General features: G+C 57.0%; 22 protein-coding genes. 5 read left to right on the forward strand and 17 right to left on the reverse strand.

The annotated features are described in order from the left end of the window. Window positions 1-73 precede the first annotated feature (73 nt). Window positions 74-2,281 carry a glycosyl hydrolase gene (locus O9H32_RS12640; RefSeq protein ID WP_269866458.1) on the reverse strand — a complete coding sequence of 736 codons (2,208 nt, stop codon included), beginning with the start codon at window positions 2,279-2,281 and terminating at the stop codon, window positions 74-76. 437 nt (window positions 2,282-2,718) lie between these two features. Continuing rightward, window positions 2,719-3,459 carry an SDR family oxidoreductase gene (locus O9H32_RS12645; protein WP_269866618.1) on the reverse strand — a complete coding sequence of 247 codons (741 nt, stop codon included), beginning with the start codon at window positions 3,457-3,459 and terminating at the stop codon, window positions 2,719-2,721. 178 nt (window positions 3,460-3,637) lie between these two features. On the opposite strand from O9H32_RS12645, the gene O9H32_RS12650 reads away from it, so the two are divergent. Then, entirely contained in the window at window positions 3,638-4,576 is a 939-nt protein-coding gene (locus tag O9H32_RS12650; RefSeq protein ID WP_269866459.1) for an AraC family transcriptional regulator, read from the forward strand. 420 nt (window positions 4,577-4,996) lie between these two features. Then, complete coding sequence (locus tag O9H32_RS12655) at window positions 4,997-6,307, forward strand: pectate lyase family protein (protein WP_269866460.1); 1,311 nt, start codon at window positions 4,997-4,999, stop codon at window positions 6,305-6,307. A gap of 165 nt (window positions 6,308-6,472) precedes the next feature. Here the strand turns inward: O9H32_RS12655 and O9H32_RS12660 are convergent, their stop codons facing one another. The 9 genes from O9H32_RS12660 to pdxR form a co-directional block, all read right to left on the reverse strand. Beyond that, window positions 6,473-7,813 (reverse strand): ABC transporter substrate-binding protein, encoded by a 1,341-nt coding sequence (locus O9H32_RS12660; protein WP_269866461.1) that lies wholly within the window; start codon window positions 7,811-7,813, stop codon window positions 6,473-6,475. A 46-nt stretch (window positions 7,814-7,859) separates the two neighbouring features. Beyond that, window positions 7,860-9,020 (reverse strand): efflux RND transporter periplasmic adaptor subunit, encoded by a 1,161-nt coding sequence (locus tag O9H32_RS12665; protein ID WP_269866462.1) that lies wholly within the window; start codon window positions 9,018-9,020, stop codon window positions 7,860-7,862. Between the two features lie 33 nt (window positions 9,021-9,053). Then, window positions 9,054-9,887: a carbohydrate ABC transporter permease gene (locus tag O9H32_RS12670; protein ID WP_269866619.1), complete on the reverse strand. Its 834-nt coding sequence runs from the start codon at window positions 9,885-9,887 to the stop codon at window positions 9,054-9,056. Window positions 9,888-9,949: 62 nt separating this feature from the next. Continuing rightward, complete coding sequence (locus tag O9H32_RS12675; protein ID WP_269866620.1) at window positions 9,950-10,813, reverse strand: carbohydrate ABC transporter permease; 864 nt, start codon at window positions 10,811-10,813, stop codon at window positions 9,950-9,952. 271 nt (window positions 10,814-11,084) lie between these two features. Beyond that, window positions 11,085-12,221 (reverse strand): sensor histidine kinase, encoded by a 1,137-nt coding sequence (locus O9H32_RS12680; protein ID WP_269866463.1) that lies wholly within the window; start codon window positions 12,219-12,221, stop codon window positions 11,085-11,087. Further along, window positions 12,214-12,909 (reverse strand): response regulator transcription factor, encoded by a 696-nt coding sequence (locus O9H32_RS12685; protein ID WP_269866621.1) that lies wholly within the window; start codon window positions 12,907-12,909, stop codon window positions 12,214-12,216. Before O9H32_RS12685 ends, O9H32_RS12680 begins: the two co-directional genes overlap by 8 nt. Before the next feature lie 73 nt (window positions 12,910-12,982). Further along, on the reverse strand, window positions 12,983-13,852 hold the full coding sequence (vanY, locus tag O9H32_RS12690; RefSeq protein ID WP_269866464.1) for a VanY-A/VanY-F/VanY-M family D-Ala-D-Ala carboxypeptidase: 870 nt from the start codon (window positions 13,850-13,852) through the stop codon (window positions 12,983-12,985). A 232-nt stretch (window positions 13,853-14,084) separates the two neighbouring features. Then, window positions 14,085-15,737 (reverse strand): fibronectin type III domain-containing protein, encoded by a 1,653-nt coding sequence (locus O9H32_RS12695; protein ID WP_269866465.1) that lies wholly within the window; start codon window positions 15,735-15,737, stop codon window positions 14,085-14,087. A gap of 79 nt (window positions 15,738-15,816) precedes the next feature. Then, window positions 15,817-17,187, reverse strand: coding sequence for a MocR-like pyridoxine biosynthesis transcription factor PdxR (gene pdxR, locus O9H32_RS12700; protein WP_269866466.1), 1,371 nt, complete (start codon window positions 17,185-17,187; stop codon window positions 15,817-15,819). 174 nt (window positions 17,188-17,361) lie between these two features. On the opposite strand from pdxR, the gene O9H32_RS12705 reads away from it, so the two are divergent. Beyond that, complete coding sequence (locus O9H32_RS12705; RefSeq protein ID WP_269866467.1) at window positions 17,362-18,321, forward strand: DMT family transporter; 960 nt, start codon at window positions 17,362-17,364, stop codon at window positions 18,319-18,321. 90 nt (window positions 18,322-18,411) lie between these two features. Here the strand turns inward: O9H32_RS12705 and O9H32_RS12710 are convergent, their stop codons facing one another. The 3 genes from O9H32_RS12710 to O9H32_RS12720 form a co-directional block, all read right to left on the reverse strand. Beyond that, window positions 18,412-18,678, reverse strand: a complete 267-nt coding sequence (locus O9H32_RS12710) for a hypothetical protein (RefSeq protein ID WP_269866468.1) — start codon at window positions 18,676-18,678, stop codon at window positions 18,412-18,414. A 245-nt stretch (window positions 18,679-18,923) separates the two neighbouring features. Continuing rightward, on the reverse strand, window positions 18,924-20,498 hold the full coding sequence (locus O9H32_RS12715; RefSeq protein ID WP_269866469.1) for an ABC transporter substrate-binding protein: 1,575 nt from the start codon (window positions 20,496-20,498) through the stop codon (window positions 18,924-18,926). Next, on the reverse strand, window positions 20,495-21,046 hold the full coding sequence (locus O9H32_RS12720) for an RNA polymerase sigma factor (RefSeq protein ID WP_269866470.1): 552 nt from the start codon (window positions 21,044-21,046) through the stop codon (window positions 20,495-20,497). Before O9H32_RS12720 ends, O9H32_RS12715 begins: the two co-directional genes overlap by 4 nt. Before the next feature lie 193 nt (window positions 21,047-21,239). Between O9H32_RS12720 and O9H32_RS12725 the strand changes: the two genes are divergently transcribed. Then, entirely contained in the window at window positions 21,240-21,365 is a 126-nt protein-coding gene (locus O9H32_RS12725) for a hypothetical protein (protein ID WP_269866471.1), read from the forward strand. Continuing rightward, entirely contained in the window at window positions 21,350-21,775 is a 426-nt protein-coding gene (locus O9H32_RS12730; RefSeq protein ID WP_269866472.1) for a hypothetical protein, read from the forward strand. The genes O9H32_RS12725 and O9H32_RS12730 overlap by 16 nt, the downstream gene beginning before the upstream one ends. Before the next feature lie 246 nt (window positions 21,776-22,021). Here the strand turns inward: O9H32_RS12730 and sdaAA are convergent, their stop codons facing one another. The 3 genes from sdaAA to O9H32_RS12745 form a co-directional block, all read right to left on the reverse strand. Beyond that, the gene (gene sdaAA / locus O9H32_RS12735) at window positions 22,022-22,897 is read right to left on the reverse strand and encodes an L-serine ammonia-lyase, iron-sulfur-dependent, subunit alpha (protein ID WP_269866473.1); all 876 of its coding nucleotides are present in this window, start codon (window positions 22,895-22,897) and stop codon (window positions 22,022-22,024) included. 113 nt (window positions 22,898-23,010) lie between these two features. After that, window positions 23,011-23,703 (reverse strand): L-serine ammonia-lyase, iron-sulfur-dependent subunit beta, encoded by a 693-nt coding sequence (gene sdaAB / locus O9H32_RS12740; protein WP_269866474.1) that lies wholly within the window; start codon window positions 23,701-23,703, stop codon window positions 23,011-23,013. 388 nt (window positions 23,704-24,091) lie between these two features. Further along, on the reverse strand, window positions 24,092-25,960 hold the full coding sequence (locus O9H32_RS12745) for a chondroitinase-B domain-containing protein (RefSeq protein WP_269866475.1): 1,869 nt from the start codon (window positions 25,958-25,960) through the stop codon (window positions 24,092-24,094). Window positions 25,961-26,029 lie beyond the last annotated feature (69 nt).

The following is a 26,029-nucleotide window of genomic DNA, read 5'->3' on the forward strand; positions in this document are numbered from 1 at the left end:
AGTTCAAGGACTCCCCACCTCCATGGTTCATTCGTTCTGCTGCCCTGCACAGGCTCCATCTCGTCCGGACGTCTTAGTTCGGCGCGGACCCCCATACCACCGTGCCATTCAGATGCAGCGTCACCTTATTCCAGTCGGCATAGCCGGTCTTCGACGCATCGAACGAGTAATCGCCCGCTTCGTTGAAATTCGACCAGTCTGACTTCGAGATGCGCAGCTGGATGTCGCCCGTCTGTCCGCCTGCCGGGATAGAGCCTGCCGAATCGGTGAAGCTCAGCTCGACATAGGTATCCGCGCCGGAGCCGGAAGCTGTGCCGAAAGAACGGTTCACATTGCCCGAGCCGATCTGTGCCCAGTCCACCCACGAGTTCAAGGTCTGGCTGCCGTCCTTGGTGAAGTAGTAGCGGAGCTTCAGGTCGCTGAGCTTGACGGCGGCCGTCCCGGTGTTCTTGATCGTAAAATGCGGGGAGATCGTGTTGTCGGCGGCGTTCGTGTTCCCTGCACGGTATTGAACCTTCAACGTGCCGGCCGGCGTCGTTGGGGCGGCTGCCGGAAGGGCGCTCACCTGCGCGGAGTCCGCACTCTCTCCCGCGCTGTTCACCGCGCTAACCACGTAGTAATATGCCGTGCCATTCGTCAGGCCCGTATCCGTGTAACCCGTGCCCGTCACCCCGGCGGCCACGGTCGTGTACGGTCCGCCACTGGCCGCCGCACGCTTCACCGTATAACTCGCTGCGCCAGCCGAAGCGCTCCAGGATAGCACGGCCTGCTTGTCGCCCGGGACGGCTTTGAGCCCCGCCGGAACCGCCGGAACGACCACCCCGCCTCCGTTTCCGCTCCCGTAGGTTTTGAGATTCGGCAGCTCATCGAGGGTCAGCACATTCGCGTGGTTATAGACCTCCTTGAGATGCGCGAGCGAATTGGTATTGCCGTCGGTCAGGAAGCTGCCTTCCCACGTGCAGAACCAGCTCCAGTCGGTATGGTAGATGTCCATGAGATCCGGATCGGGGATAGAGCCGTTCTCCGTCATCGCGATCAGCTTGCGGTTCTTGCTAAGAGCGACCAGCTGGTCGTACTGGCTCACCTGGGGACTGTAATCCCCTGCCGCCGGGTAGGAGTCGAAGCTGACGACATCGACCACATCGTCGCCGGGATACCACTGCGGTGAGATGGAGTTCCATACCCAGATGAGATTGTGCAGGTTGTGGACGCCGGTGAGCCGCTCATAGAGCAGCCGGTAGAGGGCCTTGCAGGGCTCCGCCCCTTTGGCGCCCCACCAGAACCATCCGCCTTCCGCCTCGTGGAGAGGACGGAACAACACCGGGACCTTCGCGTCCTGCAGCTTCTTCAGCTGCACGGCAATGGCGTCAATGTCCCGCAGGATCAGCTTGTATTCCTGGGATTCAGGATGGCTCATCGTATAAGCAATATCGAAGGTCGTAGAGTCGGTATAGAAGCCACGCCACCACTCCTTGCCCGGCTGGTCAATGAGCCCCGTCGGCGCGTTCCAGTGCCATGCGAAGGTGACCGCGCCGCCTTGGCGGTCCCACTCGATTGCTTTTTCCGTTTCCGTCGATGTAGAGCCATGCTCGACGCGGGAGGGCGAGTATTCGATGAGATCGAATCCGACGAGCGCCGGCTTTTTGCCGACATTCGTCTCGAGCCAGCTCACGTTATTGTAACCCTGCTGCCCCGAGAGCATCTTGCTGCCATACGTGTCCACGAGGAAGCTCATGAGCGACTTGGCTTCCGGCGTTACGAGCGGGTCCACCAGTGCTTTGGTGATCTGATGCGGAGCGGGAGCCGGTGCAGGCCCCACCTTGAGATAGTCGATCTCGAACCATCCCCAGCCGCGGTCAATGCGGATCGTGTTGGCTCCTGCGTTCAGCAGCGCCTTGGTGGCTGTGATTTCCTTGAAGCCCGTGGTGCTGTTCAAAGCGATCTCTCCGGCAGGCTGACCGTTCACGATAAGATTCGTACGCTTGTCTCCATAGGGCCCGTTATAGCCCAGATTGATCTGATAGAGCCCTTGTACGGGCACGTTCACGGTGAAGGTAAGCGAATCGGCTGCATCGTCGAAGCTTGTGACATACCCGGTCCCGGAATAGCCCAGCGACGCCGTGCCGACCGTCGTACCCGATAGAACGCCATCCTCGGCTTCGTAGATGATGGAGGTTCCCGCATCGGCCGCCGATACAGCTGCCGCCAGAGGTATGCCCGCCAGCAGGTTCAGTGCCACCCATCCGTTGAACACCTTTCGTTTCATTCCGATTCTTCCCATTCCGATTCCTCCCATTATAATGCCTCTCTCCTTTCATCCTCTGCGTTACATCCCGCCCCCCGCTTTGGGGGTCTTGATGACAACCGGGTTACCAGCCGCTCACCTCCCTCTCTCGTAACAGCTCCCTCAAAGTCCAGCCACTCCCGCTCATGGAGTCATGCTTATTATAATTTCGACCCTATTCAATTTTCTAACACTTATGTAAGTTTTTGCTTAACAGTATGGTGACTTCTTATAAATGGAGGAGTGCCCGGACCCGGAATCCAAGTGCCTGCCTTAGGAGCAGGGGCGCCAGTGCCTCTGAAGGGGCGATACAAATGGGTGTTCCCTTGACTTCTAAGCGCCCTGACCGCAGCACAAGCCGGTACCCCATGGGATACCGGCTTGCGAGCGCTCCCGAATGGATCTTCCCCGTTCTCTTCCTCTTATGCAGGACTTTAAATCAACCCGCCATTAACCCGGATCGTTTGGCCTGTGATCCATTGCGATTGTTCGCTTACGAGGAATTCGATCACATTCGCAATATCCTCCGGTTCACCGATCCTGCCGAGGGCAATGGACCTCTTCAGCCCCTCGATCTGCACCTCCGTCTTGCCTTCCAAGAACAGCTCGGTGTTCACCGGACCCGGAGCCACCGCATTGATTGTGATCTGCTTGACGGCGAATTCCTTGGCCAGCTGGCGGGTGAACTGCTCGACCGCTCCTTTGGTCCCCGCATACACGCTGTAGTCAGGGAACATGTGCCCCGTGACTGAGGTGGAAAAGTTAATAATTCTCCCCCTCTCCTCCATATGCTTCATCGCCTGCTGGCACGCAAAAAACGTCCCTTTGGCATTCAGCAGAAACTGCTTGTCAAAATCCTCCTCCGTCACCTCCTGAAGGGGTTGAATCTTCAGCATACCAGCATTATTGACGAGGATATCCACTTGGCCAAAATGCTCCAGCGCTGCGGCGAACAAGGCTTCCACCTCGGCGGGCCTGCTGAGATCCGCCTGAACGGCTGCGGCTTCCCCGCCGTTGTGCTTGATGGCCTGAACCACCTCCGCCGCCTTGTGAGGACTGTTCGCATAATTGATGACCACCCGGGCCCCCAGCCCGGCGAGCTGCTCGGCGATCGTCCGTCCGATCCCTCTCGAGGATCCTGTAACAATAGCGGTTTTTCCTTGTAGATTAGGCATAGTGATCATCCCTGCTTTCTTATTCCTATTGACCGTTGTTCGTCTGCCGGCCTCTAATTACAGTATAGGGAATGCTCGAAGGAACCCGGTAGACTGTTCCTGTTCGCTCCTTGCCTGATCCTCTTCGGATTCAGTACAATGGGATTATTATCCTTGCTCTAACAAAGGAGCGCGAACCATGAACCCCATCGATACTTCCGCTGACCTCTCCCCTTACCAGCAAGAGCTGGTTCTGAGGATTCAGCGTCATACTCCGTCGGAGGGCCTGCACGAGACAGCAGTGCCCGGTCTTCGATTCATGCGCGCCTCTCAGGTATCGGAGCCGATGCCTGCGGTCTATGCCCCTTCTCTCTGCATGGTCGCGCAGGGCTCCAAGACGGCCGCGCTGGGAGAGGAGCTGTACCGGTACGATCCGGCAGCCTATCTCGTCACTTCCGTTCACCTTCCCATTATCGGGAAGGTTGCTGAAGCCTCAGCGCAGCTCCCCTACTTGAGCCTTCAATTGGATTTTCGTGCAGATGTCATCGTGGACATCGTCAAGGACGCAGGTGTCCCAGGCACCAGCAGAACGGACAGCCTACGCGGCATAGCGTTGAACCGTCCCACCGCTTCGCTGCTGGATGCCGTACTCCGTCTTGTTAGGCTCCTGCACGCTCCCGCGGATATTCCCACCCTTGCGCCGCTCTTCGTCCGTGAAGTGCTGTACCGGGTACTGCAGGGCGAGCAGGGCGCGCTCATCCGGCAGTTCGCGGTTATCGGCAGCCATGCGCACAGCATCTCCAAGGCCATCCAGCTCCTTCACCGCGATTATTCCAAGGCGCTGCATATGGAAGAACTGGCGAAGGAAGTCAGTCTGAGCCCCTCTGCCTTGTTCAAGCATTTCAAGAAGGTCACGGCATTGAGTCCTCTGCAGTATCAGAAAGCGATCCGGCTGCAGGAAGCTCGCCGGCTGCTGCTTACGGAGCGTCTGGATGCCGCCGAGGCGGGATTCCGCGTCGGCTACGAGAGCCCTTCCCAGTTCAGCCGGGAATATGCCCGCCTGTTCGGACGCCCGCCGATCAGCGATGTGCTGCACGTGCGCGAGTCCGCTCTACCCCAAGAATCCTCGTCCCTTTGAAAGGGATGAGGATTTTTACATTACAGGGCCCGTATACTCCCTATTCAACTTCACAGACAGCCGGTAGTCCCGGTCGATATGCTGTATTCAACTCCACTATGCCGGATTTAACCAGCGTTAGGCCAATCCTCTTCTGCGTGGACGAAGTGACCGCAATCACATGTCAGGCTTATTGACGGCCATTCTAGATACCGCTTACATTGGACGTATCCGGCACACTTGGAACAACATAGATCGGGTGTTCCAGCCGTACGGGTCTATCGCAAGCATGCCTCAACTCAGGCCTCCATGAAAGGAAGTGATTCCTGAAGCCTGACGACAAGGGTTTCCCGACAGCTTAGGTTCAGTCACAGACGGGCGACCAGACCCGCAACCATTCCACTGCCGAAAGGAACGATGTTAATGACAACTTCCAGCACAATGAAACGCCTATGGACCTCCTTCACCGCCATCTCGGTACTCTCCTCCGTCCTCTTCGTGATGCCTGCAGCGCAGGCGGCAACCCCGTATGCGGATTCGCAGCTCGGCGTCAGTGACGGATGGGGATCCCGTACGGGCTCCGGCACGACGGCATTCACGCTGAACGGCGGCAAGTCTACGTCCTCCACAGCGACCCCTGTGACGGTGGTCACGACACGCGACCAGCTCAAAACAGCGGTAGCCGGCACGACCAAAGCAGTGATCCTCGTGCGGGGAACCATTGACCTGAACGCCGGCAATACGGAATCTACATACGCCTCCGGCACGGGCTACAGCCTGGCCACCTACCAGAATGCTTATTATAATAACGACTCGGCCGTGATCAGCACGCAGGAAACCGCCCGGGCGGCGGCGGCGGCCAAGCAGAAGAGCCAGGTTGTCATCAGCGTCGGCTCGAACAAAACGATCATCGGCGAGTCCAGCACCTCGATCATTAAGGGCGGCAGCCTGTACCTGAAGAGCTCGAATAATGTTATTATCCGGAACATCCAATTCCAGGATGCGCTGGACTTCTTCCCGCAGTGGGACCCGTCCGACAGCGGGGGCAACTGGAACTCCGCTTATGACAGCATGACGCTGGACGGCGCAACGAACATCTGGATCGATCATTGCACGTTCGCGGATAAAGTGACGGATACGAACTCGGGGATGATCCTCAAGAACTCCAAGACCGGCGAGCTGAAACCCTTTGTCCGCCACGACGGCCTGCTCGATGCAAAGAACGGCTCCAACTTCGTCACGATCTCCTATAACATGTTCCAGGATCATTACAAAACGTCCCTGATCGGCTCCAGCGACAGCACGACCTCGGATGACGGCAAGCTGAAGCTGACGTACCACCACAATTATTTCTCGAACTCCAAGCAGAGAAGCCCGCGGGTGCGCTACGGGATGGTTCACGTCTATAACAACTACTATACAGGGCATGCGGATCAGGTCTACGGCATCGGCTACTCCGCCAAGGTATACTCCCAGAACAACTACATCAATGTCGATACAGCCACGTCGAAGCTCGCCGGCTATTCCGGAAGCGAGTCCGTGAAGGGCAAGCTGTATGACACCGGCACGATCTACAAAGCCTACGGCAGCTCCACCGAGCAGTCCATCAACATCGCTACCGCTTCGTCGCCGCAGGTGGGCACCGATGTAGGCTGGGCGCCGACATCGTACTATTCGTTCAAGGCCGATGCGACAGCCCATGTTCCGAACATCGTATCGACCTACGCAGGTGCCGGCAAGCCGGTCCGTTAAGGGCTGCTTCGAAGCACTGTCACGGATACAACCGTCTGCTGCTTTGGGCGTCCGGGCCAACCCGGCGGCCGGAGCGGCAGGCTTCTTGCTGTATTGGGCTCTGGCATACAGCCAACCGAATAAATGCTTGATGATGGCAGGCTTCTCAACGATAACGGCCTTCATCTATTCATTCAAGTAGGTCGTCGTCCGGTTCTGGATCAGCTTCGCGACTTCCTCCGCGGACTTCTGGCCGCTGAAGAACGCTTCGGACTCCTCATACACGATGGACAGCACTTTAATATCCAGCTCTTCATACCGATCGGCCGACTGAAGGAACTGTTTGAATTGGACAAAATCTTCATCGGGTACCTGAACCGCTTTTCCCGACGCAAGCTTATACGTTCCGCTTTTGACTTGGCTCTGAATCTCGCCGAGTTTCTTCTCGTTCACAGAGGTAAGAAGCGAGAAGCCTTCCCTGTCTGGAAGCGACTGCGCTTCTTCCGATAGCAAGAAGGCCACAAACTTCCAAGCTTCCTCTTTGACCGCAGATTGGGCTTGTATCGCGAGCTCAGCAGAGGGAAGGATCCGGATCCCGCCGGATTTCCCTTCCGGATGCGGTTTTTGCAGCAGCTTCGGGTTCGAGAACTGCCCATAGGTTTCCTCTATCCAATCGGCAGGCGAGAACAACCGCGCGGAGTGGAACAGGTGCTTCCCGTTGTCCGCCGGTTCGGCAGTCATGATTTTATCATCGTACATTTTTTTGATTTGCCGCAGCATGTCCGCGAACGGGGGTGTATCGAATTTGGCCTTCCGGGTCGCGCGGTCGACGAACTCTCCATAGCTGTCCACTACCCATTCCTGGAGAATGACTTCAGGCGGGTCATTCTCCAAGGCATAGAGACGGTCCTTACCGCTCGCTGTCTTCTGCACGAGCTGTCTGGCTGTCACTTCGAACTGCTTCCAGTTCCAGCTTTTGTCGTCGAATTTCGCATCCGCCCTCTTCAGAGCATCCCCATCTCCTACGAATGCTCTCAGGAAGAAACCGGCAGGCATCGAATACAAGGCGCCATTGACCCTCAAAGCGTTGAGAACGTTCGTTTGCAACTGGCTCTTATTCAACGTCTGGTCCTGTTCCAGCATCGGGTTCATATCCAGCAGAAGCTCCTTATTCACATTTTTGGCGACAGGCAGGTCGGTCACTTCGATCAGATCTGCGCCTTTGCCCGACAGCAATGCCGTGTTCGTCGTCTTTACATATTTTTCGAGATCGCCTGCGCCCCATTTTTCTCCCGGCTGCTTGAAGCTTTGGATTTGCAGGTCGATATCCGGATGCTGCTCCTTGAATTTCTTCACAGCCGCTTCATAGTAGGGCTTCGGCGTTTTTAGAGATAAGGTAACAACCGTCTTTCCTTCTTTCGATTTCGGCTTTTCCTTACTTGCCGCCTCTCCGCTGCCTCCAGCTTGGCATGCGGTTGTCACCGTCAGCAGAATGCTGGTGAATACAAGCCCTAACTTTTGTTTCATCGTATGATTTCCTCTCTTCTATCGAATGATTGATATTCGTGAGTAACTACTGCAGCCGTACCCGGCTGCCATCCTGCAGAGGCTCGCTGCTTGCCAGAATAACCCGTTCGTTCTCATACAAGCTTTCCGCTGGGACCACCGTTTCTTTACCGTTGGTTTCCGCGGAGGGAATCCGCACCTTTCGTGCGATAAAGACATTGCCGAGAGCGCCCTTATGCTCTTCCACTTTATAGATGAATACGCCATCGCGATCCTGATGGACGGCCTCGTTCGAAATCAGATGACCTTCCAGCCGCGAGGGTTTGGCGATGGTGGCATGGGCTTGCTCACCTCCTTTCAGCCCGGAACCCGCTACGTTCACGCGCACTGCTTTTTGTGCGGTCACTGCGGCGGTATCGCCCGCTTGGCCTGGCGCGTTGTCCGTGCGCGGCGCTGCGTCCGCAAATTCGGCGATGGTGCCGTCCAGGATTCTCGTCTGCCGATCCTCTGCGGTCTGGACTTCGACCTGTATCTTGTCATCCGGTACAATGCCCAGGGCGGTCAACAACGGCGCGCCGGCCACGAATTCGAACCGGTACCCCCGGCTTTCGTTGGCGATTACAATGTCCGGTTCAACTATGGAAGCCAATCCTGCGACTGCATTTACTTTCGTAACGACTCCATCGAACGGAGCGGTGAGTTCCTTTTGATTCGACAGACGGTCTGCCAAATGCTTGATTTTGCGATTTTGAATGTCCAAATCGATTTTGCTTTTTTCGATATCGCGGCTGGCGCTCCGCTTCTTTAGTTCATCCCCTTCCTGTGCCGACCCGATGAAACGGTCCTGCATACTTTGCAGATCGATTTTTAGTTTTTCCCCTTGCGCCGTTTCATCTTGCAGTTCCCGTTCGGCGGAGGAGCTGTCATAAGCGATCAGAAGCTGCCCTTTCTTCACCCGGTCCCCTTCTTTCACCCCAACCGCTTTGACCTTCCAGCCGGCAGGATTCGTTAATTGGGCCTCCGCTATCGGCTTCAGGATCCCGCTTCCTTCCAGCGTATGGGACAGACTTCCCTGAGCCGGTTTTTCCGTTGTCGCCTTCGGCAAAGTCAACGACTGAAGGGTGTTGCCGAATAATGTCAACACCCCCAGCAGCCCCATAAACATGCCGAAGACCGTTTTGATTGTTCTTTGGCGGCTGCGCTGTTCAGGCTCTCCGTTCGGTCCCATGCCCGCGTCCCCTGCCTCCTCTCTCAAACCTATCTATCCCTTGATGCCTGACAGCTGGATGCCTTCGATGAAGTAAGTTTCCGCATACAAAAACAACAGTACCATGGGGGTCATATAGAGCATCGATGCAGCGAAAGCAATCCCCCGTTCTCCTTGGTTCACTCTCGATAAATAAACGGACAGCGGCTGCTTGAACGGATCGTCCAGGAAAATTAGCGGCTGCTCCACCATGTTCCAATAGTCGGCGAACAGCAGGACGACGAGGGCGGCCAGCCCCGGCTTCATCATCGGGACAATGACGGTACAGAATATCCTGACATGTCCCGCACCATCCATCTGGGCTGCTTCGATATAGGATGATGGAATAGGCAGGGCGAACTGCCTGAGCATAAAAACGCCGAATGCCGCGAACACCCCGGGCCATATGACCGCAGACGGACAGTTCAGCAGCCCCAGCAGATCGGCCATCATATAATTCGGCACCAGCGTCACTTGGAACGGCATGAGCATCGTCAAGACATAGACGAGAAACAACGCGTCCCGCCCCCGAAACTGCAGCTTAGAGAAGGCATACGCCGCCAGCGCGCTCACGAGCGTCTGTCCTGCGATGATCGGCACCACCAGGAATACGGAGTTCCAGAACATCCGGAGGTAGGTGGAGCTCAGTACAAGCAGCCCCGTATACTGCTCCAGCGATACCTGATCCGGCAGCAGCTTGATATTCACGAACCGGTTCGTATCCCCTGCAGCGGCTTCGTTCATCTGCCCGATCAGCCCATAGTTAATCTCAATTTCCTTCTCCGTCATGAGCGAATTGGTGAAAGTAATCAGGATCGGCAATAGCAGCACCGCCGCGATGACGGCCATGATGATCGTGATCGTCCACTTTTGCCACACGCCTGAATATTGCAACCGGCTCCCTCCTTCCGCTATTCCATGAACCGCCGGAAGCGGCGTTCGAGTGCAAACAGCCCGAGAACCACAAGCAGAATGCCCCCCGCCATCATCGCCGCCGCCGCGGTCAGTTTCTGAATATCGAGCGACATGAACATATTGTTCATATAGTGCTGCAGCATATAGATGCTGTCATGCGGATAATCGCCTGCGATCAAATACGTTTCGCGGAATACTTTAAACGAGTTAACGACCGACATGATGACGACAAAAAACAGCGTCGGCGTTAAATAAACAAGCGTAATGCTGCGGAACTGCCTGAAGCGTCCGGCGCCTTCCATATGTGCGGTTTCGTAATAGTCCTTTGGAATTTGCTGAAGTCCCGCCAAAAATAAAATCATGCTGTAGCCCGTGTTTTTCCATAAATAAACGCCGATCACCACATACCGGGCTCCCTCGGTCTTCATCCAATCCACACGGGCGAATCCGAAATCACTGAGCCACGCGTTCAGCGAGCCGTTCCAATCGAGCAGAATCTGCCAGATGAGCACAATCGAGGCTACAGGAACGACCAGCGGCAGCACGTAAGCCGTCCTCAGCCCGCTGCGCCAGAACAGATTCCGGTTCAGCCCCATCGCCAGTCCTAAAGAAAGCCCTGCCAAGACCGGAACGCCGACCACCGTAAAATAGAACGTATTGGATGCCGCTTGACGAAAGGAGCCGCTCGCCAGCAGCTCGCGGTAATTCGTCATTCCAACGAACTCGCTGTCGGCCGGGCTATTCATGAAGGAGTAATAGACAACCATGGCGAACGGAATCAGGTAGAACACCCCAAAGCCGATCCCGCTCGGTGCAAGAAACAGCAGAGCCGCCGCTGCATCGCTCCGGTCCCTCAGCATCTTCCTTCCCAGCTTCTTCACGAAGCGGCAATCGCCGCTTGACCATCACCGCCTAACTGCACCCGCACCGCGGCGTTCCTGCTGTTCACCGTTTCCGTCTGAAGGCGTCTGCCCATCGGATCATCCCTGCTTTCTGTTCATAGTCATGGCCTGGCGGTCAAGGAAGACAAACAAAAATACCCTCCTTCCTCATCCCCCGTATTTCCACCCCTTCCATTCATAGGATAGAAAAAACGGTTTAATAAGAAGTAGGGTAAACTTAAAATTTCTCTTAACTCTTCGCTTGAACGTTATCGGAAGGAGGATCATGAGATACCTGAAAATGGGGCAATCGCACTTCAAAGACTGTATGCCTCAAGCTGCTGTGGGCTGTAACCGTTCCTTCATGCTTCATCACTATATTCTTCGTAATGAAAAGCCCAAGACCCGTGCCACCCTCTTGATGCGTGCGTGCCTTGTCGCCGGTATAGAACATATCAAAGATATGCGGCAGCTCCTCGGGCTGTATAGGATCTCCATAATTGATGACTTGAACCACAACCGCATCCCCATCCGGATAAGCATTCATATCGATGAACAGGCCGTCTTTGCCATAGCGGACCGCATTGGTCAACAGATTCTCAAAGACGCGGGCGAGCAGATCCCCGTCACCGGACACGAGCAGACCCGGAATCACGTTCAATCGGGCCGTCGACTGATGCTTCTCAAAGATAGGGTACATTTCTTCGCCCAGCTGGATCAGCAGCTCGCTTAGATCGATTGGTTTTTTTTCGAAGGCAAGCATGCCATAATTCATTCGGACGATTTCGAAGAGCTCGTCGACAAGCTTGCCCAGACGCTGGGACTTCTGGTAAGCAATCATCGCATACTGTCTGACTTGCTCTTGGGTCAGCTGTTCGTCGTTCAGAATAAAGTCCAAATACCCTATAACGGAAGTCAGCGGCGTACGCAAATCATGAGCCAAATTCAAGACCAGCTGATCCTTGCTGCTCTCCGCAAAGTCTCCTCTGGCAACGGCTTGCTGCAATTTTTCGCCCGCCAGATTAATGTCTGTCGCAATATCCTCGAATTCGTCTCCGGATGAAATGGATACGCGCTGCTTGAAGTCGCCATTGGCGAGATGACGAATTCCCCCCGAAATTTCATTGAAATAGGTGGCATAGGGCTTCGTAAGAATAAAGAAGAACAACGCCGCCAGCGGGATAAAAAAGAGCAAAAAGAAGTTAATATCCCCGACAATATTGATGAACAGACGGACATAAGCCAGCGGATCCTCAAACTTCACAAACGTACGATAATAAAGCTGAAGCACTTTATAGAGCAAAAACGTAATGAGGCCCGAGAGCAGCATGCTCAGCCCCATGATGACAAGCATTCTGGACCGGAAGCTTCTTACCATGCTAGCCATTGAATGTATATCCCACTCCCCATACGGTTTTAATCAGCTTGTTTTTACGGTCATCTTCTTCCAGCTTCTTCCTGAGCTTCCGAATATGCACCATGACCGTATTGCCGCCTTCATAGTAGTCTTCGCCCCATACCTGGTGAAAAATATTCTCAGCGCTGAACACCTTCTTGGGATAGCTGGCCAGCAGATACAAAATATCGAACTCCTTGGGGGTCAGCTCAACCGGTTCGCCGTATAAGGTGACGGTGCGCTGATCGGGGAAAATCGCGAGGCCGCCCGCTTCCAGTACAGGCCTGTTGTCGGACGACAAAGGACTGGACAGCAGGGAACGCCGCAGCTGCGCATTCACGCGGGCGATCAATTCCATGGGGTTGAACGGTTTGGTCATATAATCGTCTGCGCCCCTCACCAGCCCCGCGATCTTATCCAGATCGGATGTTTTGGCGCTCAAAAAAATAATAGGCATGTGATTCGATTCCCGGATTTGCCGGGTCACTTCATAGCCGTCCAGTTTGGGCATCATAATATCCAGTATGGCCAAATCGATAGAATTCGTCTGAACGGCCTGAATCGCTTCCTGTCCGTCCGATGCTTTCATGACATGATAACCCTCTTTGGTTAAATGCAGGCCGATAAGATCGGCGATTTCCTTCTCGTCATCCGCTACTAAAATCGTGATACGCTTCATCGTATCTCTCCTCTGCATGAAGTGGCTGATTCTATTGTACAAGGTTTCAGGCTCCTGGATACAAAAAATCCCGTTATGGAAACACCGTTACAATGACGCCATCCATGTTGTTTCCCGATAGTTCGTACCTGCGGCCGGCCGGCACTTGAATGGCCGTATTTCCGGCAACCGGATAATAAGCGATCTCGTATGATTTACCTTCTATTGTCGCCGATATCCTCTTCTGTGCTTTCAGGAAATCCAAGTATTGTTCCAACGTAAAATCGTTCTCCTGCATGATCGCACTGTGCGGCAAACCGACATAGCGAAAATGCCACGGTTCGTACTGAATGCCTGTAATCTCCGTTTTGTCCTTGGGGTAACGTAAAATAAACCCGTAGGCCCAAGCGTTGCGTGCCAGCCACTTTCCTTCGGGCGCACGATTCATCTCCATTTGGGTCGATCCGATATCCAGCGATAGGCCTAAGTTGTGTTCGCTGTACCCCGCGGGCAAAGCATAATCGGCCCCCATTTGCCGATAAAGGCGGTCCTGTTCTTCGGCATCCCGGTAACCGCTGTTGATTACAAAATGACGAACCCCCTCCCGGGCAGCGGCATCGACCATCTCCGAAAAGGGTTGCGCTACACTTTGCGACAAACGGATCGTGTTATCCAGCAAACCGTATCCCTTCACCAATGCTTTACGCTGAGACAGGTTGACCACATCGGATTTCACACCCTCTTGGTGCACCGGATACTCTTTATTTACCAATAGGAGATTCCCTTGGTATACCTGTTTTTTTCCTACTTTTATCGTCCGGCCGTTCCTTGGAGGGGTCCCCTCTTGAGTTTGGTCGTCCTCCGCTTTGCTGAGTTCATCGGTTGCGGCCCACGGTTTCTGTACAACGGCTCCATAACCTGCCAGCAAAAGGATGACGGCAAGCCCCCAAAACCACTTCTTCATCTCCGTTTCCTCCCTACCCGTTCCTTGTGAAATGATAAGGAAAACCGTTTAAAAAGAAGTGGGCCAAACTTAAAGTTTTTCTTAATTTCAAAGCCCCTTCGCAGGCGGCGGCATATAGGCCCATGGATGAATCGTCATGTACACAAAAATCCCCTCCCGCCCGAAGCATGGATCGAACCCGGAAGTTCGGCCCTGCTTCGAATGGAAGGGGATGAGTAAAGTCTGTGCCTGCTTACGCCTGGCTTCCCGCCACTTTATCGGCGACGTACTGCACATCCAGACGGTCCACGGTGCGGTCGCCGTTGATATCGAAGCGGGCGTCGAAGCCCGGTTCCCCGTCCGAGGTACCGCTGTGCCTGGAGATCAACACGAGGTCGCTGAGCCCGATGCGCCCGTCTCCGTCCAGGTCGGCGCTCCCTGCCGTCAGCGTCAGTCTCACCGGCCCGGTCAACCACGCTTCCCTGCCGCTGCTGTCCGCCAGGCTTGTTCCCGGGTTCAGCACGATATCGGCGCTTCCCTTAGCCGTGAGCGTGAACCTCAGCACGACCGTCTTCACATCGCCGGTGCGTCCCGGCGCGTCTCCGAGCAGACTGCCTGTAATGGCCGCGCGGCCCGGGCCCGACGTGTTCTTGCCGAAGACGGCGCTCTCGCCCTCCACGCCGAACTCCTTGCTGAGCAGGATCTGGTTGAGACGCAGCTTCGTGCGGTCATAGCCTACTTGGAGCAGGAATCCGTAGAGATCCTCTGCCGACTTGGCCCGCACGTACACTTCCACCGTCGAGCCGACTTCGTAGAAGCCCGGCTTCGCTTCGAGAGAGAGCAGCGCTGCGCCCGGTTCCTGTGAATAGACGGCGGTGGTCACCGTAAGAGCAGGACTTGGCTGGCTTGCATGGCCCAATGGATCCAGGGCGATCAGGTGGAAGCTATAACGGCTCGACGGATTCAGCCCGGTCACCTTGTACGTGGTCCCGGTCACGGTGGCGAGCAGCTCCCGGTCCTGGTACAAACGGTACTCGCTCACAGCCGTGTCGTCCGATGCCTGCTGCCAAGCAAGCACCGCACTGCTGTAGGTAACATCCGAGACGCTCAGCACCTCTCCCGCGGGCCAGACCGGCCCCTCGGTGTCGGCAGGTGGTTCCTTCGGCGTGGTGACCGTCACTTTCGGGTTCCCGTTGCTGATATTCCCTGCCGCGTCCCGTGCGCGGACGGAGAACCGGTAGGTTGCCTCAGGGACCAAGCTCTGCGTCGTATAAGTGTACACGCTGCCGGATACGCTGCTCCTTAGAGTACCATTTTGATATATGTCGTAGAATGTCACGCCTTCGTTGTCGTCAGCCGGCTGCCACTCAAGCACAGCGGAACGGTAGGTCACGCCGCTCACACTCAGCGAAGCCGTAGAAGGCCACACGGGAGCTATATGGTCTGAAGCCTGCTCCAAATCGTATCGGTACACTTTGCCGCCGGCAATCTTGTACCAGCGGTCGCCTTTGCGGATGACCCCTTTGCCGGGAACGCCCCCCAGAAGAAGATCCTCCCCGCCTGCAGGGCGGTGCATGTACAGTTGATTCTTATAGGAATAATAGACCGTCCCATCCTGATCCAGATAGTACAGCGAGGCAGCCTCATTGTAGTAGGTTAGCCGGGTTTCCTCCCCCTGCGGGCTGCGAAGGAACAGCTGATGGATGTTGTTCACGGGTTTGCGGTAGGCGACCCACCCGTTATTCAACGCATAGCTCTCGAGTTGGTCTGGAGTGAAACCGACGAGTGTCGTCTTCTGATCACCTTCCTGCAGCACTAAAGTGGACTCGTGGCTATACATATATTGATACAGATACCGCTGTCCGTCCGTAAACGGGTTGGAAAAATGAAAGTAGCGGTTATTCATAAGCAGTTCCGTTTCCCCGCCCGGCTTATAGCTGTATAAATGGTCGTATTGGGCCAGCGGCGGGGCGATTCTCTCTCCGTCAGCCCAGGGCTCTGCCGATCCGCCGGATGCCCTCCTCTATCTCCTCCCCGGAGAGATGGCCGTACCCGAGTAGCAGCCGCCTGCCGGGCAGCGCAGCCGCTTGCACCTGCGCACCGGTCAGCCTGCGCTCCCAGTCTTCCGGGAGGGGGGCGGCGAATTCCACGACCAGATGCATCCCGGCCGGACGCCCGCAGATCCGGTAACCGCGCCCCATATGCCTGGCTAAGGCTTCCAGCAAAGCGTCCCGGCGCTGGCGGTACAGCTTCTTCATCCGGTGCACATGGGCCGTAAGATGGCCTTCGGACATAAACCGAACCAGCGCCAGCTGTTCGATGATCGGCGTCTGGTAATCGGCCAGCCGCTTGAGCTTCCTGCAGGGCTCCACCAGCGGCCCCGGCAGAACCATGTATCCGACCCGCAGGGCAGGGAACAGCGTCTTGCTGAAGGTGCCCACATAGATAACCCGCTCGGGGCACAGACTTTGCAGCGATTGAAGGGGAGGCCCATCATAGCGGAATTCGCTGTCGTAATCGTCTTCCACAAGGTAGCCGCCGCACCTGCGCGCATATTCCATGAGGGCAATGCGCCGCTGGATCGGCAGTATGCCGCCGAGCGGGAATTGGTGGGACGGCGTGACATAGACCAGCTTCGGACTTCCGCCTGCCGGGAGATGATCCGTGAGGAGACCGGCATCGTCAACCGGGATCTCCCGGAGCTCCGCTCCCGTGGAAGTCAGCACGAGCTTCAGATCTTCATTGCTTGGACTCTCCACGAACACTTCGTCCCCGCCGGCCACCAGCACCTTCACGACGATCTGGAGCGCCTGCAGCGCCCCGTTCGTAATCACGATATGATCCGGATGGCAGAGGACGCCCCGCGACTTCCACAGATGCTCTGCCAAGACAGAGCGAAGCTCGGGGCTTCCGGCCGGATCGCCGTAACCAAGTTCCGCAGGCGCCGCCTCCAGGCACACGCTCTGCAGGGCGGAAGCCCACGCTTTGAGCGGCAACTGGTCGAGCGCAGGCGCCCCCGTCCGGAACGAGATAGCCCCCGCCCTCTCGGCCCTCAGCATAACCGGGCTCTCCACCGGCGGTCCGGACTGCGGCGGTGTCTTGTATCCGGGCAGCCGGGTTCCCTCGGCTACATAGGTTCCCGCACCGGAGCGGCCCTCGATATAGCCTTCGGCCATCAAGAGCTCGTAGGCCTCCAGGATGACGTTGCGCGAGACATGGAGTTCCGCAGATAGCTCCCTCGTCGAGGGAAGCTTGCAACCTGCCGCCAGCGCTCCGGATAAGATGGCCCCCCGGCAGGCTTCGAACACCTGCCGGAACATCGGCACTTTACTCTGCCGGTCGATCGTAAACCACATGGATATCTCCCTCCCACGGATCGTGGTACTGCTGAAATAGTAATGTTGAAATAGTAATGTTGAATTCGTATTGCTGAAGTGGTACTGCTGATTCGGCCCCGGAATGGCACTACAGTGAGCCGCTTCCAATCTGGTACAGTATACACCAATACCTATAGTAAGGAGAGGCTTGAAATGATCGCTGCTCGAAACACCGCTTATTGGGAGCTCGCCGGTGCGTCGGTTCTCGTGGGAAGCTCGGTCGTGGCCGGCAAGATCGCCACGATGCACATGCCCGTATTCTTGTCCCAGGCGGCAACCCTTGCCATAGCTCTGCTCCTGCTGGTTCCTCTCGCATGGCGGAAGTGCAGACAGGAGCTCCGGCTGGATAAAAAAGATGTGCTGTTCCTGCTGTTGCAGTCCTTTCTCGGCATGTTCCTCTTCCGTGTGCTGATGCTGTACGGCCTCAAGACGGTATCGGCCGCCGAAGCCGGCATCCTGACGAGCTTCACCCCCGCTGCCGTCGCCGTGCTCTCGTTCCTGCTCTTGAAGGAAGCCATCACCGTCCGGCTCGGGGCCGGCATCCTCTGCTCGGTCGCGGGCGTCCTCTGTATCGGGGCTGCCGGCTGGTTCGCCATAGGACCGGCCGTTCAAGCACCTCCCTCCGTCTTCGGCCTTCTGCTGATTCTGTCGGCTGTGCTCGGGGAAGCAGCGCTCACCGTTCTACGCAAGCTGACGTCGAGCCGGGTGTCTTCCTTGGCGGCGACAACCTATGTTACATTCTTCTCTTTCCTGATGTTCCTGCCCTTCTCGCTGGTGGAGGCAAGCCGGTTCGATTGGGCGCTGCTCGGGGCCCGGGATCTCGGTCTGCTGCTGTACTACGGCCTCTTCGTTACGGCGCTCGCCTACCTCTTGTGGTTCCGGGGCGTGACCAAGGTACCCGCCGCAACCGCAGCCGTTTTCACCGGCTGCATCCCCATCAGCACTGTCCTGCTGTCTTATGTCCTGCTGCACGAGCCCTTCGCTTGGGCGCATCTGGCCGGAGGCGCCTTCGTCTTCGCGGGCATCTGGCTGGTGTCCGCGCCAACCGGCGTAAGCGCTCCGGCAGGTTCCACGGCTCGCAGCACTTCCCCACGCTCGCCGTCCGCAGGATAACCCGCGCAGCCAAGAGGCCCGCATGTTGTCCATGGAGCCGGACAGCATGCGGGCCTCTTCTTTGACTTCCCTTTTGGATGAACCTGGCTGCTAGGATCTCTCGAATGTCAAGGCATACCGGTTGTACCAGGCATAACAGCCGAACAGGTACAGCGCGGAGACGAGATAGAACATCACGCCGAGAATGTTGAACCGGTCATAATACGTGTCGCTGAGGTAATATCCGATCGCTGCTGCGATGAAGGAGAGGTATCCGGCCAGGAACAGGACGGAGGCCATGCGAATCTTGGAGCGGAGAGTTCGGTAAGGGCACCAGAATAACAAGGCCCCGATGACGGCAAGCAGCAATGAAAACACACCCCTGGCATTCTATGTAATGAGTCGATATCTTACCTATCGGCAGTTTCCCTGCGAGAGTGTAGAGCCAGTTTGGACTATGCACATAAAAAACGGGCAAGAAAAAAGCGCACAAGGCGCTTATTCCATTCTTATCCGGGGCTGGCTCCCGTACATTATTTGTTTGTCCGTGCGTCTTTGCGGGCCATCTGAATGGTTGTCGCAGCGAAGGCTGCTAATCAAGAGCCCTTAGGCTGCCCCGCCGCTTACCGCAGCGGCTCCAGGAAGGCTTCCCCTTCGGCTTGCAGCTGCCGCAGCGCTTCCTCTACGCTTAATCTGCCTTCCAGTACCTCATTCAGTCGATCCGTGAACCTGCCTTCGAATTCCGCGTAGAAGGGCAGATAGGGAAGCACGTCATCCATATTGTAACTATGCACCGTAAACCGGTTGTCATACAGCGTCTGCTCATAGAACGGACTCAGTTCGCTGCCATACTGGTCGTTGACCATGCGCTCAAGCGTGCTCACGAAGGGTACAGGGATGTTCACACGCTTCGGTGTTCGGGTCAGCCTGCCCAGTCCTTGGGTACGGGCACCTTCGGCCGCTTCGAGGCTGTTGACGTATTTGACGATCTCCCAGGCTTGTTCGCTCTTGGAAGTCCCTGCGCGGACCGCAAATATGGGTCCGGGCTGCAAGGTGGTGTGGATGGCGGGGGCAGACGGATCGACGGGGGCCATAACGATCCCATAGTCAAATGCCGCATCCTTCAGCCTCTCCCGTAGTTCTATCGATTCCAGCGTGAGGGCCGCTTTCCCTTCATAGAAGTAATCGGGGGCCAACTGCACTTCGTTTCCATCAGCAGGGTTCCCGCTGACACGCATCGGAACCGTCCCTGTGCGGTAAGCGTCCAAGGCGAGCTGCCATACTTTCTTCCACTCCGGCGTATCCATCGTTACCCGGGTATGTGCGGAATCGGTATAATGCAAACCATAAGAATGAGCCAATTGCCGCACGAAAACGGACTCATACAGCAGGGCGTCCTTCTCGCTGTATCCGTAGATCTTGGATTCTCCCGTGCCCCTGCTGAACTTGCGGGCCAGCTCCAGCACTTCTTCCCATGTCATGCCGTTCACAGGGTAGGGAATGCCGAATTCGTCGAACAGCTTCTTGTTGTAGTACAGCGCCTTCGCCTCGAAGGCTGGAGCCAATCCGTACAGTTTGCCGCCCCCGGCCCCCTTCAAGGCTTCCATGACGGCGGGTACGCGGGTCTCAGCCTCCAAGCGGTCACGTCCGAACAACGGGGTGAGGTCAGCCAGCTTGCCGTGCTGCGCAAGCATCTTGTAGAGAGGGAACGAATCCAGGACGATCACATCCGGAAGCTCTTCGTCCACCATCCTCTCGAAAGTCCGGAGGTAGCCGCCTCCTCCCTCTTCCACCGGCTTCTGTTTGCTGAAGATAATCTCAAGCTCTGGGAATTTCTCGCGGATGAGTTCACCGTAACGCTTCCTGAATTCTTCTTCATCGCCAAGGGAGAAGCGTACGGTCCCCTTCATGGGGATGGACACGGCGGGAGCCTGCTGCCCGGCTTCCGGCGCGGGGGCCGCGGTCCTGAGGGCGCCTCCTCCCGTGGACATCTGCCATACCAAGAACGTGCCGAAGGCCGCCGCCGTCACGGTAAGCATGGCAGCCGAAGTTCTTCTCCGCAGCGCACCGCTTCGGCCCGGCACGGCTTCGGCTTCGGCTGCGAGCCGTCCGATGAGCCGCCGCCTGCCTTCCTGTGCCCGCTCCCGGGAGAACGGCGGGTCCGCCTTCAACTTCTTTTCCCAAGGTGCCTGCGTCATCTTGCATTCCCCTCCTTCATCTTCTGGTTCATCCTCTCCCTTGCCCTGTGCAGCCGCGACTTGACGGTGCCTGCCGAGATGCCGAGCAGGCCTGCGATGTCCTGGAGCGGCATCTCGTAATGCACGTGCAGAAGCAGAACTTCCCGGTGCCGGGCCGGCAGCGCGAAGAGATCCTTCCACACTTCTTCGCGTTCGAAGGCACGAATCGCCTCTTCCTCGGCCGACCTGGCCTCCTGCTCCGGCGGCTTATAGCCGAAGAGAACGATTCGTTTCACCCAGTGCGACTTCCAGTAGTCCTTGGCCGCATTGCGGGTGATGGAGAACAGCCAGGTTTTGACCGCCGATTCTCCCCGGAACGTGTAGAGGCGGCGATATACCTTCAGGAACACCTCCTGCATCAGATCGTCCGCCACATCCGCCCGCAGCGTCAGAAAGTAAGCGTACTTCCACACCTCTTGCCCATACGTCTCCATCAGTTCCGTCAACACTTGATCCTTGTCGAGTCCTTCGGCCGTGTACTGCAAATATTCGAAAGACAACTCATTCACCTCACTCCACCATAGGACGACGAATACAAGAAAAGGTTCCATAGTATGGTAAAAAAGGAAGTCCGATAGACAGGAAGCCTAGCCGCGACCGAGCAGACAACGGGGAATGAAGTCAGAATACCAACTTCCATTTCTCTTTATTTTTACATAGATTATGGTAATATCAGGGGTATAAAGGAGGGTGATACAATTGATGTCGAATGGTCTTTTATATGCCATGGGCGGGATCATGGCCATATCGCTCGTGGTTCGCTGCCTGAACGCTGCGGACCGCAGCAAGGGGACACGCCGCCTCCCTTCCTTGTGCAGCTGGGACTAGTGCCTCTGCTGACCCTCTTCCTCCTGATCCCCATCGCGGCACTCGCTGTCCTGTACAGCCTCTTCTTCGGAGGGGCAGGGGCGGCGGGCGGCTATCTGGCCTGGGAGACCGCCCCGGATCTCTTCACCTATGCTCTGCTTCTCCTCGCACTGCTCTTGACTGCGGATTCCATTATCCATCCGGCCTTGTTCAATATGTGGAGATACGGATTGAACCGTACCCTGCCCGGCTATGCCAAACAAGCGGTGAAGATCCTCGTAGACAGCGGGCTGATCTATGGGGCGGCCCATACCGTCGGCGGAGTTCATCTGCAGGGTTACGTCTCCGCCCTTTCTTTGGCGGTCCTGTATCATGGCGTCCTATGGATGGGGAGCGGAATGGTTGCGAGAATCAACAAGAAGACGGCATAATCCATGTCACTCTGTGATGAAGATAGTGGGAGCCATGGAGCGCCCACGGGCGGAACAAGCATTCCTACTGAATAGAACATGAGAAGATGATAAGCAAAAAGAAACGGCCTCCGTCCGGTGGAATCCAGGACCAAGGCCGCTTCAACATGTTAATTATGGTCGGTCGCATGAAGAGGAAGGCACGGAGCGCGAATGCCGGCTTCCCTGCGCACCACGCCGCACCGTGCCGCATCCGGTAACGCAGCGTTATTTCATGCGGAGATCTTTCATAATCTTCTTGCCCGTCGGGGTCTGGGCCAGCCCGCCGCCGGCCGTCTCCCGGTGCTTCTCCGGCATGCTGGAGCCGACCTCCAGCATGACCTGGATCACCTCGTCGGACGGAATGACGCTGCGGACGCCGGCCAGCGCCATATCCGCCGCGGCGAGAGCCGTCACGGCCCCGAAGCCGTTGCGGACGATGCAGGGGACTTCGACCAACCCGCCGACGGGATCGCAGATCAGCCCCAGCGAATTCTTCAGGGCGAGTCCCACCGCATGCATCGCCTGGGCCGGCGTGCCGCCGCGGAGCTCGGTGAGGGCGCCGGCCGCCATGCCGATCGCCGAGCCGACCTCAGCCTGGCATCCTCCCTCGGCTCCCGAGACGAACGAGTTGTTCGCGATCACATAGCCGATGGCTCCTGCGGCGAACAAGCCGTAGACCATATGGTTGTCGTCCCAGCCGAAGCGCTTCTGGCAGGAGAGGAAGACGCCGGGGATAATGCCGCAGGAGCCGGCCGTCGGCGTTGCGATGATCCGGCCCATCGAGGCATTCACCTCCGAGACCGCCAGCGCATAAGCCATGGCTTCGCCCGCCGACTGACCGAGGTTCAATTCGTGCTCCGCTCCGAAGGCCATCACGCGCTGGGCGTCACGCCCGGTAAGTCCGCTGCGCGAGGTCGTATCCTCGGTCAATCCGCGTTCGACCGCCTCCTTCATCATCCCATAATAGGCCGACATCGTAGCGAATTCCTGCTCGGGTCCGCGGCCCGATTCTTGGCTCTGCTGCTCCAGCATGTATTGACCTATGGTCAACTTGCCCTCTGCGCTCTGGGCGGCCAGCTCCTCCAAGGTGCGAAACTGCATGAATTTCCCTTCCTTCTCCTAGGACAAAATGGGTATCCGGCACGGGGTTCCGGCCTATAGCGATGGCTTCACCCGGCGTTGTTGTATCTGAAGGGTCCAGGTGCCCATCCCTGTCAGGCGGAGCTTTCCCTTGCGAGATCGACCATACGCACATGGCTGACGTGCTCCAGACGGTCCAGCTCGCCGATCAGCTCCGGCGACAGCGGACAATCCAGCTCAAGGGCGGTCAAGGCCTCCCCGCTCCTTCCCTTCCGGTCCACGGACATATGGGCGATATTGCAGCTGCTCTTGCGCAGCACATCCGATATCGCGGCCACCATCCCGGCCGTGTCGCGGTGCTGTACGACTACGGTAGGATAGGCTCCCGACAGCATCACGTGGAACCCGTCGATATCCGTGATCTCGATATTGCCGCCGCCGATGGAGGCGCCCGTCAGCGTCAATTCGCGGAGATCCGGCGGCTGTCCGGAGGAGAGCGCCAGCTTCACCGTATTGGGATGGGAATACAGGCCCATCCCCTGCCGGAACACGACGCTCATGCCATACTGCGGCGCAAGCGATTCGGCCTGCGGGATGCGCCCGTCGTCCGTCTGCCAATCGAGCAGCCCGCCGGTGATCGCAATGTCGGTACCGTGGCCCTTGTAGGTGGCGGCGAACGACCCGTAGAACATCACAGCCGCGCGTTCCGGCAGCGGACCGAACAGCTGGCGGGCGAACCGCCCGATCCGGACCGCCCCTGCCGTATGGGAGCTGGAGGGACCCACCATGGCGGGACCGATAATGGAAAAAACATCCTTAAATCGCATGAGCTCCTCCTAGATAGACCATGGATAGATAGGGCTTGATAAGGCGTAAAGGATACGGCGGCGCAGCGTCCCCCATCCGGTACAAGGTCCGCCTCCGGCAGAGGCAAGGCAGTGGACCCGCCAGCCGGAGTGTTATCGCCCTGCCGTGTGCTCTGCTGCACCGTCCGCCGAATGAACACGGGAACAACCCATTATATGGTTAAATAACCCGGCAGATGGTACCGGTTCCATTCCTTCTCAGTATATACCGCCAGCTCCAAAGCATTCAAGTAAGAGGCACGAATGCTGTACGTAGAGAAGATCAAGAATGGACTTCGCGGGGATGTCTTGGCGTCATGTCAAAAAAAAGCCGCACCAGCCAAATGCGCTGTGCGGCTTCAACGTGCGGCTAAGGGGCATCCGGCCCTACTTCGGCAGGGGTTAGCGGGTGTCTGGCGAAGCTGGAGGCTGAAGAGCGTTCATCTGCGCCCGCGTCGTTCACGGAACGGGCTTCCCCGTCCATGTCTTCGTTAACGAATGGATACGTACCTTTGGCGTAATTTACGGCAGGACTGCCGGACGAGAGGTTCTGCAGGCCGTTCACGGTCACGAACAAAGGATTGGTGTTCCAGATCTCGGCGGACGTCCGGCCGGACACATTCGTTAGCGTGCTGCCGTATCCTATGTTTCCTTCGAAGGCCGTATTTGTCGATACGACTTCATTATAGAGCGTTCCTTTCGTATTCCGGACGACATTGTTAGCGACCCGGCTGCCTTCGGGTGCGTAGGTCTTGCCGGAGCCGACCACGATGCCGGTCGTGGAGTTGACGATCGTGTTATTCACGACTTGCGCCCGGTATATTTTCCACTGCGCACGGAGGTCATCCGCGCTTGGATTCGCAGGATAGCCGCCGCTTCCGCCATCGTAATTGCCGTTATCCAGGATAATGGCCGCATTCGTGAGATTCTCCATGTAGTTGTTATAGATCTTGTGGTCATTGCCATAGATTCGGATCCCAGCCTGCTCCGGCTCTACCCCGTCCCCCAAGAAAAAGTTGCCATAGAACGAATTGTTATGTCCATGCCTGGAAGTAAGTCCCCCTTGGGAGGTTTTGAACGTGTTGTACCGGACCGTATTGCTGCCGCTTTTGACCGATACGATCTCCGGCTCCCCGTCCGCATTCTCGAACAGGTTGTGCTGGATCTTGTTGAAGCCGTCCGATAAGGAAATGCCGGAGAGGCCCAGACGGATCGTTTCCTTGCCGTTGTCTACCCAGGGACCGATATCGTGGAAGTAATTGTATTCGATCACATCGTACTGGGAGATATGCCCGTTCCCGTCGCCCTGGTAAGCGATCAGCGGGTCCGTGTCGCTCTTATGGCCAAAATCATTGTGATCGATCTGGTTATGATGGCTGTTCTGTCCGCTGACCTGCAGCCAAATCAAAGGACCGCCGGTTGCGGGCAGCGCAAACGTACTGCGTGTCACCCGGATGTTATTCGAGCCGTCCATCCACAGGGCCGTCTTCCCGGTGTTCGTGAACTTCACTCCCTCGACGACGGCATAGGAAGAGTTGCGGATCTGCAGAGCCGCCCCGCCTGTAATCACCGCCCGGCCCCGGTTGGCCGCCTTGATCGTAATGGGGCTGACCGCGGTGCCATTCTTGCCTTCGAGCAGGAACGGATCGGTATCGAAGTAAGTACCGTCGGCCAGGACGATCGTAGTACCCGCGGCAGCGGAGGCTAATGCCGTTCTCAGCCCGGCGGAATCCGAGACGGACACCGTACGGGAGGCCGCGTCGCCGTACACTTCCACTTCCGTATAGCTGTTCCACAGATTCGATGAGTTGCCGTGGCCCACCAGCCTCACATAGCGGACTGCCTCCACATCGGGAAAATCGAAGGTCTGAAGTCCTGCGCTCAATTGGCTTTTGACATTCGATCTCACGGTCTTGAAGGTGACATTGTCTGCGGAAGTCTGGATATCGAAAGTAGAGGTCCGGGTATCTCCGTTCAGGAAGGCGACTTTGAGATAGGCGAGCTTCTTATTCGAGCCCAGATCGAACTTGATCCATTGTCCGTCCCCGCTCGCAGACCAGCGGGTAGCAAGGCTGCCGTCCACCGTATTGGCCGGCACGTTCCCATCATGAGCGCTTGCCGAGACCAAGGACGGCGAGATGGCCAGCTTGCCGTCGGCGGCAAAGGCCGGGGCAGCAAACGCGGTTATACTCAAGCTCAGGCCGATGACAGCCGAACTTCTCCATACCATACGATTCATCGATTCATCCCATCCTTCGAATTGTATTGTAGATTGCAGTCGGTGATGCTGTCTTCCTGAAACAGCACA

Origin of the sequence: Paenibacillus caseinilyticus (genome assembly GCF_027533645.1) — a bacterium.
GTDB lineage: Bacteria > Bacillota > Bacilli > Paenibacillales > NBRC-103111 > Paenibacillus_G > Paenibacillus_G caseinilyticus.